The sequence below is a fragment of the Enterobacter mori LMG 25706 genome, from assembly GCF_000211415.1.
Classification (GTDB): Bacteria; Pseudomonadota; Gammaproteobacteria; order Enterobacterales; family Enterobacteriaceae; genus Enterobacter; species Enterobacter mori.
Window position 1 is genome coordinate 17065 of sequence record NZ_AEXB01000130.1, and the last position, 13757, is coordinate 30821.

Consider the following 13757-nt stretch of genomic DNA (forward strand, 5'->3'; position numbering starts at 1 on the left):
ACCTTATTCCTCCAGTTGTTGAAGACTGCGGCTGCGAATCTCTTGTTGCAGCTTCTCAATCACTTCACTTACGTCCAGGCTCCCCAGGTCTTTACCACGGCGGGTGCGAACGGCAACTTTTCCTGCTTCCACCTCTTTATCACCACAGACCAACATATACGGGACACGACGTAAAGTGTGCTCGCGGATTTTAAAGCCAATCTTCTCATTTCTCAAGTCTGCTTTTACGCGAATGCCCGCATTTTGTAGTTTCTGCGTCAATTCTTTAACGTAATCCGCCTGAGAATCGGTAATGTTCATCACCACGACCTGCACTGGCGCAAGCCAGGTTGGGAAGAAGCCCGCGAACTCTTCGGTCAGGATGCCGATGAAGCGCTCCAGAGAACCGAGAATTGCACGGTGAATCATTACCGGTACCTGACGCTCGTTGTCTTCGCCAACATAAGAGGCGCTTAAACGCTGCGGCAGGGAGAAGTCCAGCTGTACAGTACCGCACTGCCATGCGCGATCGAGGCAGTCATACAGGGTAAATTCAATTTTCGGACCGTAGAATGCGCCCTCGCCCAGCTGGTATTCGAACGGAATGCCGTTCTCTTCCAGCGCCACGGCGAGATCCGCTTCTGCGCGATCCCATGTCTCATCACTACCGATACGTTTTTCCGGACGCGTTGAGAGTTTGACCACGATCTTCTCGAAGCCAAAGGTGCTGTACATATCGTAGACCATACGAATACAGGCGTTAACTTCGTCACGGACCTGATCTTCAGTACAGAAGATATGCGCATCATCCTGAGTAAAGCCACGAACGCGCATCAGACCGTGCAGCGCACCTGATGGCTCGTTACGGTGGCAGCTACCGAACTCCGCCATACGCAGCGGCAGGTCGCGGTAGGATTTCAGACCCTGGTTGAAGATCTGAACGTGACCCGGACAGTTCATTGGCTTGATGCAGTACTCACGGTTCTCAGACGAGGTGGTGAACATCGCATCTTTGTAGTTGTCCCAGTGGCCGGTTTTTTCCCACAGCACACGGTCCATCATGAACGGGCCTTTCACTTCCTGGTACTGGTACTCTTTCAGCTTGGAGCGAACGAAGGTTTCCAGTTCACGGAAGATAGTCCAGCCGTCGTTATGCCAGAACACCATACCCGGCGCTTCTTCCTGCATATGATACAGGTCAAGCTGCTTACCGATTTTACGGTGGTCACGCTTCGCAGCCTCTTCCAGGCGCTGCAGGTACGCGCTCAGGGCTTTCTTATCTGCCCATGCGGTACCATAAATACGCTGCAACATCTTGTTGTTGCTGTCGCCACGCCAGTAGGCGCCTGCGATCTTCATCAGCTTGAAGTGATGACAGAAGCGCATGTTCGGCACGTGCGGTCCACGGCACATGTCGACGTATTCTTCGTGATGGTACAAGCCAGGCTTGTCATCATGCGAAATGTTTTCGTCAAGAATAGAGACTTTATAGTTCTCGCCGCGCTTCACGAAGGTTTCACGCGCTTCGTGCCAGCTGACTTTCTTCTTGATGACGTCATAGTTGGTTTCGGCGAGCTCGTGCATACGTTTTTCGAGCGCGTCGATATCTTCCTGGGTCAGGGTATGATCGAGGTCAACGTCATAGTAGAAGCCGTTGTCGATAACCGGGCCGATCGCCATTTTGGTGTTTTGCCACAGCTGTTTAATCGCATGACCTAACAGGTGCGCGCAGGAGTGACGAATGATCTCAAGACCTTCTTCGTCTTTCGCGGTGATGATAGACAGCTTCGCATCGCTCTCGATCAGATCGGACGCATCAACTAGCTCACCATTTACACGGCCAGCGATGGTCGCTTTCGCGAGTCCAGGGCCGATATCCAGGGCAACATCCATTGGGCTAACAGCGTGGTCGTAATGGCGTTGGCTGCCATCAGGAAGAGTAATTACAGGCATTTTATATCCTTATTTGCAGTGATGCCCCACACATAAGAGCATATACAAAGAAAATAATCATTATTTAACAATAGATTGCGAAACCATCTGACCAACAATCGTCAAATTGGCTCGTCATCATGCTCCCGCCGATTTCAGACAAATGCGGATTTACGGCAAGCCCCCTAATGGTAACACTAATGAAAGGGCGAATGCACCCTCTGCGACCAGTTTGAACCTTCACTCATCGGTATGAGTGAACGAACTTTCGCGAACCATGGCTCGCAATTCAAAAGTGCTGAGCTATTCTTGAACAGGTCCTTACACACCCAAGGGGCATCACATGAATGTGTCCAGTAGAACCGTTGTGATATTGAATATCCTTTCCGCTGCCGGTTTAGTGTTGATTCTTGCCGACAGATTCCATTGGTTCTGACATGAATCAATGCCGTTGCATAATCCTTTGTCCCGAATAATGCGCTTTTTACCGCATTTTTTTGGTAGACTGGAACAATAAACTGACAAGGAAGAGGTTATGCCAACAAAACGCTTTGCCGCGAAGCACTGGAAAATGGTGGTCGTATTAATTGCAATCTGCGGTGCAATGTTGTTATTGCGCTGGGCTGCAATGATATGGGGTTAGTGTTAACGCATTGCAAGTAAAAGTAATAAGACATCAAACCCTGAAAACTCTTTGAATATCTTTACAGCATTGCTGTGATGAAAACCGGTACATCACAATCCGGTTTTTTACAGTGAGGTTTAAAACCGAAACACGTATCAGGACCACTCACCGGCAACCAGTGTATGCACGTCAAACGCATCATTCATTGACTGACCGGTAGACTGTGACGCCGGGGCGATGTTTGAACCCGCTTCAACATCAGAGGCGGTGCTAATACCCGTGCGATCAGCAGCGAATACGCCAAAAGAGAGTGCTGAAAGCACCATTGCTGCTGCAGCAGTTTTGATTTTTTTCATCATGATTCTTCTCATACTTAATTAGAGCATAAAGACCTAAGGCTGAATTTTGCCTGTAGTGACAGTGTAGATCTGGATCACACTTTTGCATAGTCAGTTTATTTATCAATTCGTGTCAAATAATCTGAATATTCGGGGAGTGGTGTAATTATGAAGAAAGTATGGAGATATTTTCGGACCAATTATTTTAAAACGCCGTTTAATATAAATCAGCACAATTTCTAAAAATTAAAAAAGGGCCGAAATAATGTCGGCCCATTTAGATTACATTTTATAACCCAAAGAAATTGTCGTCCTGCGGTCGGTATGATCAGGCGCAGTTTCAGGCGGTGCTGAGTTCCAGGTCACGTTGTACGCTACCTTTAACCCAAAGTGTTCATTGATGGCCACATTCAGCGCCGTCTCGGAGTTCAGCGTCGTATCATCAGCACCGAATACCGAAACACCCTGCGTGAATTTGGTGTTGTCGGTCATCTGCCAGGCGTAAGTACCCGACGCATAGCCCAGCGGTTGGGTTTTGGTATCACCGTCGGTGTATTCGTCATAACGTACGCCTGGACCGAATTCAAAACGCAGGCTGTGTACTGGTCCGTTCAGGAACTGGCGACCATAACCTGCAGTGAAGACATCACGCTGCCGGTAGCCGTTATAGCGGTCGGTTAGCCAGCTTGCCTGACCGAACAGGTAATCATAATCGGTCATATTGTAACGACTACGCCCGCCTACGGCGTATTTCTCTGACGATCGCTCGTCATTCGCTGAGGGGTTGCTGGCATTCCCCCACAGTGACCAGGCGGTGGTGTTGCCATACCACGTCAGGGTGCTGTCTGCGGTCAGGGAAGAGCTTTTCGTGTTGCCGGATTGCGCCAGATACCCTGCGTTCAGGTTACCTTCAAAAGGTTTTTGCGCTGTGGAGGGATCGTCCATGACAGTAAAAACGGTATCATCGGCGATTGCATTCATTGACGCAAACACGCCACCCACCAGCATCATTGCAGCGGGTACTGTCTTCAAAAGCTTCATTTTATTAAGGAGTCCATACAACAAAAAAAGAGACCATCACGGTCTCGGAAACTTTCTTGAGGATCAATGACAAGGCGTCCAGAGAAAGGTAACAAATTATAAAAAGCCGCAAATAACATAGCAATGTTTTCTTATTTCATTTTTTGAATAAGAACGATCTCAAAACGACTTTTATTTTATAAAAACAACCCCGTACTTTTGTCAGCATTCATATTTAAAATCATACTGTTATTTACGTTGCCTTCCTGTCGATTGATGCCAGGCTTAAAGGAACCCATGCAAAAAGGAGGTTATGATGGTTCCTGTCTACACGCTGACACTCTCCCCTTCTCTCGATTCCGCTACCTTAACCGCACAGATTTACCCGGAAGGTAAACTACGCTGTAGCGCCCCGGTGTTTGAGCCCGGTGGTGGCGGTATCAACGTCGCACGCGCAATTACCCACCTTGGAGGCAAAGCGACGGCGATTTTTCCTGCCGGTGGTGCCACTGGTGAACATCTGGTGTCTCTGCTGGCAGATGAACAGGTTGCCGTGCAAACCGTCGAGGCCAGCGACTGGACGCGTCAGAACCTGCACGTTCACGTTGAGTCCAGCGGCGAGCAGTACCGTTTTGTTATGCCGGGGGCAAAATTGAGTGATGATGAGTTTCGTCAGCTTGAGGAGAAGGTCCTGACAATTGAAAGGGGCGCTTTGCTGGTGATCAGCGGCAGCCTGCCGCCGGGCGTGAGCACAGAGAAACTCACAGCATTAATTCGGGCAGCCCAGCAACGGGGCATCCGGTGCATTGTCGACAGTTCCGGCGAGGCGTTAAAAGCCGCTCTGGAGCCAGGCAACCTTGAGCTGGTTAAACCCAATCAGAAAGAGCTCAGCGCGCTGGTGAATCGTGAACTCACCCAGCCGGATGACGTCCGTAATGCCGCGCAAGAACTGATACGCAGCGGCAAGGCATTGCGCGTGGTGGTTTCTCTTGGCCCTCAGGGTGCGCTGGCCGTGGATGGAACGGGCTATGTGCAGGTTGTGCCACCCCCCATGAAAAGCCAGAGCACCGTTGGCGCAGGCGACAGTATGGTGGGGGCGATGACGCTGAAACTGGCGCAGGGGGCGTCGCTGCTGGAGATGACGCGCTACGGCGTTGCAGCAGGTAGCGCTGCAACCATCAATCAGGGCACGCGGCTTTGTTCGCTGCCTGACACCGAGAAAATTGTTGATTATCTGTCCCAAAATTAACCGTCCCCTCTCTCTTCCGGGGAGAGGGTAAAGACGAGCTATAGTCGCCAAAAACGTACTATCGACTATGCTAAGAAAACTTTCATGATAACAATGAGGTGAACTATGAGCAGTGGTGACATCACCCGCTACGTCATTACCGTCAACATTCATGAAGCGTTACTGACCGAGCTCAATGAACTCAACAACGCTTTTACACGGGCAAATTTTCTGCTCACCCTCACGGACGACGAGGGCAATATTCATGATTTAGGCACGCTGACATTTGGCCTGATAAGCGCCCTCAGCGACGAGGAAGTTCACGCCCTGGCAAGCAGCCTGGCCGAGAGTGTGACTGACAAGGACGCGGATATTGAGGTAGATACCTGGGAAAGCTGGCGAAAAAAAGAACAATAAGTGCGTTGTATGAATTTAAACCGCTCAGGTGTGCGTTAGTTCGTATTTTTTAACAGCCGTTTTGCGCTAACTTTATGATCTGGCAGACAACATGGGAGAGATATCATGTGGCAGGCTATCAGTCATCTTTTAAGCGAGCAATTAGGTGAAGGTGAAATTGAACTGCGTAATGAACTGCCTGGCGGTGAAATCCACGCCGCGTGGCATTTACGCTACGCGGGGCGCGACCTTTTCGTTAAATGCGATGAACGTGAACTTCTCCCAATCTTCACTGCCGAAGCCGATCAGTTGGATCTGCTGTCGCGCAGCAAAACGGTCACCGTCCCGCACGTCTGGGCCGTGGGCAGTGACCGTGACTACAGTTTTCTGGTCATGGAATATCTCCCCGCTCGCCCACTGGATGCCCATAACGCGTTTATTCTTGGACAGCAGCTAGCACGATTGCACCAGTGGAGCGATCCACCCCAGTTTGGACTCGATTTCGACAACGACCTATCCACCACACCACAGCCGAACGCCTGGCAACGCCGCTGGTCGATCTTCTTTGCAGAGCAACGTATTGGCTGGCAGTTGGAACTGGCGGCAGAGAAAGGTCTGGAATTTGGCAACATTGATGCCATTGTCGAACACGTGCAGCAGCGTCTTGCCGCGCATCAGCCTCAGGCTTCACTCTTGCACGGGGATTTGTGGTCAGATAACTGTGCGCTGGGTCCGAACGGCCCTTATATCTTCGACTCTGCCTGTTACTGGGGTGACAGAGAGTGCGACCTCGCCATGCTGCCACTGCATCCTGAACAGCTGCCGCAGATTTATGACGGATACCAGTCGGTCTCGCCGTTACCGCCTGACTTCCTCGACCGCCAGCCGGTGTATCAACTTTATACCCTGTTGAATCGGGCAATTCTGTTTGGCGGTCAACATCTGGTGAATGCGCAGCGTGCACTGGAGCGGGTACTGGCGGCGTAGCGGGCGGTCATGCACCACCCGCTGTGGCTCTAGATAAAACCGAGCAGAGAGAAAAAGAAATAACCGGCCACGATGATGACTACCGGTAATACATAGAGCGGGAAAATCTGCAGGAAAATCGTGTGACGCGGAACAACAATGCGGGATTCGATTTGCTCGCGGCTCATTCCGTCCGGCCCTTTCGCCTGCTCAAGAATGAGCTGGTCTTCCACACCTTCGCGTAAAAAACGCGTCTGGCGACTCATGCGCGCGCCTGATGCCTGCAATGCCATCGCGATAAAAATCAGCGCGTAAATCACCCAAAAGCCAACATTCGCCTGTTGATGAAAATTCGGTGTCGGTGAGTTAAACCAGAAAAAGTTTAAGAACGGGGTGTTAAAACGCATCATTTCAATCATCACATGCGCGAAATCCAGCATTACCGCATTGATACCCGGCTGCTTTTCACTGTGATCGTACATAAATTTGAGTACGGAAATCAGCGTGGAAATTACAGCCGGAATAAAAATGGCCCAACCGGCAATACGTTTTAAGACAGCGATGCGTCCAGCTTGTTGATACGTCATTCGTTCCCCTTCAAAAAGACGCGTTATTTTTGCCTAAGTCTACCTGCTGCCCATCATTTTCGCCCGTTCTTTAAAAGCATTATGCTAAATTGCAGATTGTGCTTAGCACGTATCGTCTGTCGAACACCTGAGATAAGGAGACGTTGTGATGTCGACACCGCGCCAAATACTTGCCGCCATTTTTGACATGGACGGATTGCTGATTGACTCCGAACCGCTGTGGGATCGGGCTGAACTGGATGTGATGGCGAGCCTCGGCGTCGATATCAGCCGCCGGAACGAGCTTCCCGATACGCTGGGACTTCGCATTGATATGGTTGTAGACCTCTGGTATGCCCACCAGCCATGGATTGGCCCCGGTCGTGACGACGTCACCGCGCGTATTATTAACCGCGCCATTACGCTGGTTGAAGAGCAGAAGCCCCTGCTTCCGGGCGTGCGTGATGCGATCGCCCTGTGCAAGGCGCAAGGATTGAAGGTCGGGCTGGCCTCCGCTTCGCCGCTGCATATGCTGGAAAAAGTGCTGTCCCTGTTCGAACTGCGCGACAGCTTCGACGCGCTGGCCTCAGCCGAGAAACTGCCCTACAGCAAGCCGCACCCTCAGGTCTATATGGACTGCGCCGCAAAACTGGGTCTGGATCCGCTCACCTGCGTGGCGCTGGAAGATTCCGTTAACGGCATGGTGGCCTCCAAAGCCGCACGCATGCGCTCTATCGTTGTGCCTGCCGAAGAAGGCCGCCACGATCCCCGCTTTGCCCTGGCGGATGTGAAACTGGCCTCGCTGGAAGACCTTACGGTTGCCCATCTGCGCGGCGAGTGACCTTCTCTTTCAGGCAGCCCTTCGCTGCCTGAAAGTAAAAATAAAACATCGTTTCATTTAATTGCATTTCCTGCTTTCACCTCCTATTCTTACCTTCAGAATGACAATAACCTTACTTCTGAGGCGCGTATGATACTGGAGTCCTTCACTCTTTCAGGAAAAGTGGCCATCGTCACGGGATGCGATACCGGGCTGGGACAGGGCATGGCCGTGGCGCTCGCACAAGCCGGATGCGATATTGTTGGCGTGAACCGTAAAGTTCCCGACGAAACGGCCGCGCGCATCACCGCTCTCGGGCGTCGATTTATGGCGATTCGGGCCGATCTCGGTCAACAAGAAAGCATTCAGCGCGTAGTGGATAGCGCTGTCGCCGAGATGGGACGCGTCGATATTCTGGTGAATAACGCCGGGACCATACGTCGGGAGGATGCCCTGGCATTCAGTGAAAAAGACTGGGACGATGTTGTTAACCTGAATCTCAAATCGGTTTTTTTCCTCTCTCAGGCGGTGGCCAAACAGTTTATCCAGCAGGGTCAGGGTGGGAAAATCATCAATATTGCCTCGATGCTTTCATTCCAGGGGGGGATCCGCGTGCCTTCTTACACCGCGTCTAAAAGCGGTGTTCTGGGTATCACGCGCCTGCTCGCCAACGAATGGGCTACGCATGGCATCAACGTGAACGCCATTGCGCCGGGTTATATGGCGACCAATAACACGCAGCAGTTGCGCGATGATGAACAGCGTAGCCAGGCGATCCTGGAGCGTATCCCGGCCGGGCGCTGGGGATTGCCGGAGGATTTGCAAGGTCCGGTTGTTTTCCTTGCCTCTGCTGCATCGGATTATGTCAACGGTCACACCCTGGCCGTAGACGGTGGCTGGCTGGCGCGCTGACGCCGCTTTGTGACAAAGAGTTACACCGTCACCTCTTCCGCGCACTGTATAAAAACCCTATACTGTATGAATTGACAGTTTGTTGGGTTTTATCATGACGGCGGAAGGCCACCTGCTTTTTTCAATTGCATGCGCAGTGTTTGCCAAAAACGCTGAACTGACCCCTGTGCTGGCACAGGGTGACTGGTGGCATATCGTCCCTTCCGCCGTATTAACCTGTCTCCTGCCGGACATCGATCACCCCAAGTCGTTTCTTGGACAACGGTTGAAGTGGATCGCCAAACCCATTGCCAGAGCGTTTGGCCATCGTGGGTTTACCCACAGCCTGCTGGCCGTGTTTGCCCTGCTTACCCTGTTCTATTTAAAAGTGCCTGAAAGCTGGATAGTGCCGGCAGATGCCATACAGGGGATGGTGCTCGGCTATTTAAGCCATATTCTTGCCGATATGCTGACGCCTGCCGGTGTCCCCCTCCTGTGGCCCTGCCGGTGGCGTTTCCGTTTTCCCATTCTCGCCCCGCAAAAAGGCAATCAGCTGGAGCGCGTTTTGTGCATGGCACTCTTCGCGTACGCCGTCTGGATGCCGCAGACGTTGCCCGAAAATGGTGCAGTTCGCTGGTCATCGCAGATGATCAATTCGCTGCAATTTCAGTTCAATCGTTTCATTCATCACCAGATTGAACAGTAAACAAACAAAATAATCACGTTTGTCATAAACCATTCCATTTGGATATAAGCGCTGCATCACACTTCTGCTAACCTTGCGCCATCAGGATCGGTAAAAACCGGCCGTATAATAAATCAGGAGAACGGGGATGAATTTTCCACTCATCGCGAACATTATTGTGTTCGTTGTATTGCTATTGCTTCTCGCGCAGGCGCGCCACAAACAGTGGAGCCTGGCGAAAAAAGTGCTGGTCGGTTTGGTCATGGGTGTGGCCTTTGGTCTGGCATTACACGCTGTTTACGGCTCCGATAACCCGGTACTGAAAGATTCCAGTCAATGGTTCAACATTGTCGGTAACGGTTACGTGCAGCTGCTGCAAATGATTGTGATGCCGCTGGTGTTCGCGTCTATTCTGAGCGCAGTTGCTCGTCTGCATAATGCGACTCAGCTGGGGAAAATCAGCTTCCTGACTATCGGTACGCTGCTGTTCACCACGCTGATTGCCGCGCTGGTGGGCGTGCTGGTGACCAACCTGTTTGGCCTGACCGCTGAAGGTCTGGTCCAGGGTACGGCTGAAACCGCGCGTCTGACGGCGATTCAAACCAACTATGTTGGCAAAGTGGCCGACCTGACGGTTCCGCAGATGGTGCTCTCCTTTATTCCTAAAAACCCGTTTGCTGACCTGACCGGCGCAAGCCCAACCTCCATCATCAGCGTGGTGATCTTCGCCGCGTTCCTGGGTGTGGCTGCGTTGAAGCTGCTGAAAGACGATGCGCCAAAAGGTGAACGCGTGCTGACCGCTATCGAGACCCTGCAGAGCTGGGTAATGAAGCTGGTCCGTCTGGTCATGCAGCTGACGCCTTACGGTGTGCTGGCACTGATGACCAAAGGGGTTGCGGGATCAAACCTGCAGGACATCATCAAGCTGGGCAGCTTTGTCGTCGCCTCTTACCTGGGTCTGGGCATCATGTTTGTGGTGCACGGCATCCTGCTGGGCGTGAACGGCGTCAGCCCGCTGAAATACTTCCGTAAAGTGTGGCCAGTGCTGACCTTCGCGTTTACCAGCCGTTCCAGTGCAGCGTCTATTCCGCTGAATGTGGAAGCGCAAACGCGTCGCCTGGGCGTTCCTGAGTCCATCGCCAGCTTCTCTGCTTCCTTTGGTGCCACCATTGGACAGAACGGCTGTGCAGGTCTGTACCCGGCAATGCTGGCCGGAATGGTCGCGCCGACTGTGGGTATCAACCCGCTGGATCCGGTGTGGATTGCCACCCTGGTGGGCATTGTGACCATCAGCTCCGCAGGCGTTGCGGGTGTCGGTGGTGGTGCAACCTTCGCCGCACTGATTGTGCTGCCTGCGCTGGGTCTGCCTGTGACGCTGGTTGCGCTGCTGATCTCCGTTGAACCGCTGATCGACATGGGACGTACCGCGCTGAACGTGAGTGGCTCCATGACCGCCGGTACGCTAACTAGCCAGTGGCTGAAGCAGACCGACAAAGCGATTCTGGACAGTGAAGACGACGCCGAACTGGCGCACCGTTAATCACTGTTGAAATAAAAAAACCGCCTGATGGCGGTTTTTTTATGGCTGTTATTCTTCAACCTCTTCATCCTGGCGGATCTGCATCGCCCACCGTTGCGCTGACTCCGGCACCGTAAACGTGGGAGAGCGGCGGAAATGTTCGCCGATCAGCACAAAGGCCACGTATTTACCCCGTAACTGCCAGACGTCGCGAAAACCATCCACTTTCAGGGCATGGTCAGGCGGCGCGGGCTCAACGCGGGGCACATAGCTAATAACCTGGCGGTTTTGTTGACGAAGAGGTTTCATAAGCGACGGGTTCACTAAAGCAAATTCTTGAAGCAGGAAAATTCTATGATAGCCGATCCGACTACCTTCCGTCGCGCTCCGAGTGGGTGAGATGGCTCCTTTCGTTAATGACGGCATGTGAAAACTCTTAGTTGGCGAGCCATCTCACGACATTGTTCTATCCTTAATAGGGTTTTTAGCAATGGATAAAGGAGAAACGTGCAATGTCGAACAAAGATAAAACACATCAATCACCGATTCATGGCACTGAAGAATCGCAACCGGGTATGGACTCTCTCGCTCCAGCTGACGGCTCTCACCGCCCCTCACCGGGCCCTTCCGCCCCTGGCGAGCAGCCTACCGCACCGGGAAGCATGAAATCGCCGGATACGGGGAACGAGAAGCTGAAATCGCTTGAGCCACACCGTAAAGGTAGCGAAGGTTTTGCGCTCACGACCAATCAGGGCGTGCGTATTGCTGACGATCAGAACTCCCTTCGCGCAGGCACACGTGGGCCAACCCTGCTGGAAGATTTCATCCTGCGGGAAAAGATTACCCATTTTGACCACGAGCGCATACCGGAACGCATCGTTCACGCGCGCGGCTCGGCTGCGCACGGATACTTCCAGCCCTATAAAAGTCTGAAAGACATTACCAAAGCGGATTTCCTCTCCGACCCGGATAAAATCACCCCGGTGTTTGTGCGCTTTTCTACCGTGCAGGGTGGCGCTGGCTCGGCCGACACGGTGCGCGATATCCGCGGTTTTGCCACCAAATTTTATACCGAAGAAGGTATTTTCGACCTGGTCGGCAACAATACCCCGGTGTTTTTCATTCAGGATGCGCATAAATTTCCTGACTTTGTCCATGCGGTAAAACCGGAGCCCCACTGGGCCATACCGCAGGGACAAAGTGCGCACGACACCTTCTGGGACTACGTCTCGCTACAGCCAGAAACATTGCACAACGTGATGTGGGCAATGTCAGACCGCGGCATTCCGCGCAGCTATCGCACCATGGAAGGGTTTGGCATCCACACCTTCCGCCTGATTAACGCGGAAGGCAAAGCCACTTTCGTGCGCTTCCACTGGAAACCTGTGGCGGGTAAAGCGTCGCTGGTGTGGGATGAAGCGCAGAAGCTGACTGGCCGCGATCCTGATTTCCACCGCCGCGAGCTGTGGGAATCCATTGAAGCCGGAGACTTCCCGGAATACGAACTGGGGTTACAGTTGATTCCGGAAGAGGACGAGTTCAAATTTGATTTCGACCTGCTTGATCCGACTAAACTCATTCCTGAGGAACTGGTGCCGGTTCAGCTGGTAGGGAAAATGGTGCTCAACCGTAATCCGGATAATTTCTTTGCCGAGAATGAACAGGCCGCCTTCCACCCGGGCCATATTGTCCCCGGTCTGGATTTCACCAACGACCCGCTGTTACAGGGTCGTCTGTTCTCCTACACCGACACGCAGATTAGCCGTCTCGGCGGACCGAACTTCCACGAAATCCCCATTAACCGCCCTACCTGCCCGTATCACAATTTCCAGCGCGACGGGATGCATCGCCAGGATATCGACACCAACCCGGCGAACTACGAACCGAACTCGATCAACGATAACTGGCCGCGTGAAACACCACCGGGCCCGAAACGTGGCGGGTTTGAGTCGTATCAGGAACGCGTCGAGGGGACCAAAATTCGCGAACGCAGCCCATCCTTCGGTGAGTATTACGCCCATCCTCGCCTGTTCTGGAACAGCCAGACCCCGATTGAGCAGCAGCATATCATCGGCGGCTTCAGCTTTGAGCTGAGCAAAGTGGTGCGCACCTACATCCGCGAGCGCGTGGTTGATCAGCTGGCGCGAATCGATATCCAGCTGGCGCAGAGCGTCGCCGATAACCTTGGTATTACCCTGACCGATGAGCAACGTAACGCAGCTCCACCGAAAGACGTTAACGGGCTGAAAAAGGATCCGTCTCTGAGCCTGTACGCCGTACCGGGCGGTTCGATTAAGGGCCGCGTGGTCGCCATCCTTTTGAACGATAAAACTCGCGCCAGCGACGTGCTGGGGATTATGCAGGCGCTGAAAAGCCAGGGCGTGCATGCGAAACTGCTTTATTCCCGTATGGGCGAAGTGACCGCCGATGATGGCTCCGTGCTGCCGGTGGCGGCGACCTTTGCCGGGGCGCCTTCGCTGACCGTTGATGCGGTGATTGTGCCGTGTGGAGATATTGACAGCCTGCTGACCAACGGTGACGCCGTGTATTATCTGCTGGAAGCCTATAAGCATCTGAAACCGATCGCCCTGGCAGGCGATGCGCGACAGTTTAAGGCGAAGCTGAAGGTGGCCGATCAGGGTGAGGACGGCATTGTCGAGGGCGATAACGTTGACGCTGCCTTTATGACGAAGCTGTTTGATTTACTCGCCGCGCACCGCGTCTGGTCGCGCAGCAGTAAGATCGATCACATTCCGGCGTAAACAATACCCTCACCCCGGCCCTCTCCCTGA

Annotated in this window: 15 protein-coding genes; 10 read left to right on the forward strand and 5 right to left on the reverse strand. The window is 52.9% G+C overall.

Annotated elements, in window-relative coordinates; all coding sequences use genetic code 11:
• Positions 1 to 3: 3 nt before the first annotated feature.
• Positions 4 to 1932 (reverse strand): threonine--tRNA ligase, encoded by a 1929-nt coding sequence (gene thrS / locus ENTMO_RS0100385; RefSeq protein WP_010426101.1) that lies wholly within the window; start codon positions 1930 to 1932, stop codon positions 4 to 6.
• 322 nt (positions 1933 to 2254) lie between these two features.
• On the opposite strand from thrS, the gene yncL reads away from it, so the two are divergent.
• Together yncL and yniD are read left to right on the forward strand one after the other, a co-directional pair.
• On the forward strand, positions 2255 to 2347 hold the full coding sequence (yncL, locus tag ENTMO_RS24855; protein WP_071985389.1) for a stress response membrane protein YncL: 93 nt from the start codon (positions 2255 to 2257) through the stop codon (positions 2345 to 2347).
• A gap of 99 nt (positions 2348 to 2446) precedes the next feature.
• Positions 2447 to 2554, forward strand: a complete 108-nt coding sequence (yniD, locus tag ENTMO_RS25840) for a small membrane protein YniD (RefSeq protein WP_010426102.1) — start codon at positions 2447 to 2449, stop codon at positions 2552 to 2554.
• A 137-nt stretch (positions 2555 to 2691) separates the two neighbouring features.
• Here the strand turns inward: yniD and ENTMO_RS0100395 are convergent, their stop codons facing one another.
• Positions 2692 to 2892, reverse strand: coding sequence for a hypothetical protein (locus tag ENTMO_RS0100395; RefSeq protein ID WP_010426103.1), 201 nt, complete (start codon positions 2890 to 2892; stop codon positions 2692 to 2694).
• A 264-nt stretch (positions 2893 to 3156) separates the two neighbouring features.
• On the reverse strand, positions 3157 to 3915 hold the full coding sequence (locus ENTMO_RS0100400; RefSeq protein WP_010426104.1) for a DUF481 domain-containing protein: 759 nt from the start codon (positions 3913 to 3915) through the stop codon (positions 3157 to 3159).
• Between the two features lie 295 nt (positions 3916 to 4210).
• Here ENTMO_RS0100400 and pfkB point away from each other — a divergent pair, with 295 nt between their 5' ends.
• From pfkB to ENTMO_RS0100415, 3 genes are all read left to right on the forward strand, one after another.
• Positions 4211 to 5143: a 6-phosphofructokinase II gene (gene pfkB, locus ENTMO_RS0100405; RefSeq protein WP_010426105.1), complete on the forward strand. Its 933-nt coding sequence runs from the start codon at positions 4211 to 4213 to the stop codon at positions 5141 to 5143.
• A 105-nt stretch (positions 5144 to 5248) separates the two neighbouring features.
• Positions 5249 to 5539, forward strand: coding sequence for a type V toxin-antitoxin system endoribonuclease antitoxin GhoS (ghoS, locus tag ENTMO_RS0100410; protein ID WP_010426107.1), 291 nt, complete (start codon positions 5249 to 5251; stop codon positions 5537 to 5539).
• Between the two features lie 105 nt (positions 5540 to 5644).
• On the forward strand, positions 5645 to 6505 hold the full coding sequence (locus ENTMO_RS0100415) for a fructosamine kinase family protein (protein ID WP_010426109.1): 861 nt from the start codon (positions 5645 to 5647) through the stop codon (positions 6503 to 6505).
• A 29-nt stretch (positions 6506 to 6534) separates the two neighbouring features.
• On the opposite strand, the gene ENTMO_RS0100420 is transcribed toward ENTMO_RS0100415, so the two are convergent.
• A complete protein-coding gene (locus ENTMO_RS0100420) occupies positions 6535 to 7071 on the reverse strand; it encodes a YniB family protein (protein WP_010426111.1) in 537 nt (178 codons plus the stop codon).
• Between the two features lie 148 nt (positions 7072 to 7219).
• Between ENTMO_RS0100420 and hxpB the strand changes: the two genes are divergently transcribed.
• From hxpB to ENTMO_RS0100440, 4 genes are all read left to right on the forward strand, one after another.
• Positions 7220 to 7891 carry a hexitol phosphatase HxpB gene (gene hxpB / locus ENTMO_RS0100425; RefSeq protein ID WP_010426112.1) on the forward strand — a complete coding sequence of 224 codons (672 nt, stop codon included), beginning with the start codon at positions 7220 to 7222 and terminating at the stop codon, positions 7889 to 7891.
• Between the two features lie 129 nt (positions 7892 to 8020).
• Complete coding sequence (kduD, locus tag ENTMO_RS0100430) at positions 8021 to 8782, forward strand: 2-dehydro-3-deoxy-D-gluconate 5-dehydrogenase KduD (protein WP_010426114.1); 762 nt, start codon at positions 8021 to 8023, stop codon at positions 8780 to 8782.
• Between the two features lie 94 nt (positions 8783 to 8876).
• Positions 8877 to 9467, forward strand: coding sequence for a metal-dependent hydrolase (locus ENTMO_RS0100435; protein ID WP_010426116.1), 591 nt, complete (start codon positions 8877 to 8879; stop codon positions 9465 to 9467).
• Positions 9468 to 9594: 127 nt separating this feature from the next.
• On the forward strand, positions 9595 to 10986 hold the full coding sequence (locus tag ENTMO_RS0100440; protein WP_010426118.1) for an L-cystine transporter: 1392 nt from the start codon (positions 9595 to 9597) through the stop codon (positions 10984 to 10986).
• Between the two features lie 48 nt (positions 10987 to 11034).
• Here ENTMO_RS0100440 and cedA read toward each other — a convergent pair whose 3' ends face one another.
• Positions 11035 to 11310, reverse strand: a complete 276-nt coding sequence (cedA, locus tag ENTMO_RS0100445; RefSeq protein ID WP_256350567.1) for a cell division activator CedA — start codon at positions 11308 to 11310, stop codon at positions 11035 to 11037.
• Between the two features lie 167 nt (positions 11311 to 11477).
• On the opposite strand from cedA, the gene katE reads away from it, so the two are divergent.
• Positions 11478 to 13727 carry a catalase HPII gene (gene katE, locus ENTMO_RS0100450; RefSeq protein WP_010426121.1) on the forward strand — a complete coding sequence of 750 codons (2250 nt, stop codon included), beginning with the start codon at positions 11478 to 11480 and terminating at the stop codon, positions 13725 to 13727.
• Positions 13728 to 13757 lie beyond the last annotated feature (30 nt).

Excerpts from the sequence above, each read along its gene's own strand:
- ENTMO_RS0100435 (WP_010426116.1), top strand. The coding sequence starts at position 8,877 with ATGACGGCGGAAGGCCACCTGCTTTTTTCAATTGCATGCGCAGTGTTT.
- pfkB (WP_010426105.1), top strand. The coding sequence starts at position 4,211 with ATGGTTCCTGTCTACACGCTGACACTCTCCCCTTCTCTCGATTCCGCT.
- ghoS (WP_010426107.1), top strand. The coding sequence starts at position 5,249 with ATGAGCAGTGGTGACATCACCCGCTACGTCATTACCGTCAACATTCAT.
- ENTMO_RS0100415 (WP_010426109.1), top strand. The coding sequence starts at position 5,645 with ATGTGGCAGGCTATCAGTCATCTTTTAAGCGAGCAATTAGGTGAAGGT.
- katE (WP_010426121.1), top strand. The coding sequence starts at position 11,478 with ATGTCGAACAAAGATAAAACACATCAATCACCGATTCATGGCACTGAA.
- kduD (WP_010426114.1), top strand. The coding sequence starts at position 8,021 with ATGATACTGGAGTCCTTCACTCTTTCAGGAAAAGTGGCCATCGTCACG.
- yncL (WP_071985389.1), top strand. The coding sequence starts at position 2,255 with ATGAATGTGTCCAGTAGAACCGTTGTGATATTGAATATCCTTTCCGCT.
- ENTMO_RS0100420 (WP_010426111.1), bottom strand. The coding sequence starts at position 7,071 with ATGACGTATCAACAAGCTGGACGCATCGCTGTCTTAAAACGTATTGCC.
- ENTMO_RS0100400 (WP_010426104.1), bottom strand. The coding sequence starts at position 3,915 with ATGAAGCTTTTGAAGACAGTACCCGCTGCAATGATGCTGGTGGGTGGC.
- hxpB (WP_010426112.1), top strand. The coding sequence starts at position 7,220 with ATGTCGACACCGCGCCAAATACTTGCCGCCATTTTTGACATGGACGGA.
- ENTMO_RS0100440 (WP_010426118.1), top strand. The coding sequence starts at position 9,595 with ATGAATTTTCCACTCATCGCGAACATTATTGTGTTCGTTGTATTGCTA.
- thrS (WP_010426101.1), bottom strand. The coding sequence starts at position 1,932 with ATGCCTGTAATTACTCTTCCTGATGGCAGCCAACGCCATTACGACCAC.
- yniD (WP_010426102.1), top strand. The coding sequence starts at position 2,447 with ATGCCAACAAAACGCTTTGCCGCGAAGCACTGGAAAATGGTGGTCGTA.
- ENTMO_RS0100395 (WP_010426103.1), bottom strand. The coding sequence starts at position 2,892 with ATGAAAAAAATCAAAACTGCTGCAGCAGCAATGGTGCTTTCAGCACTC.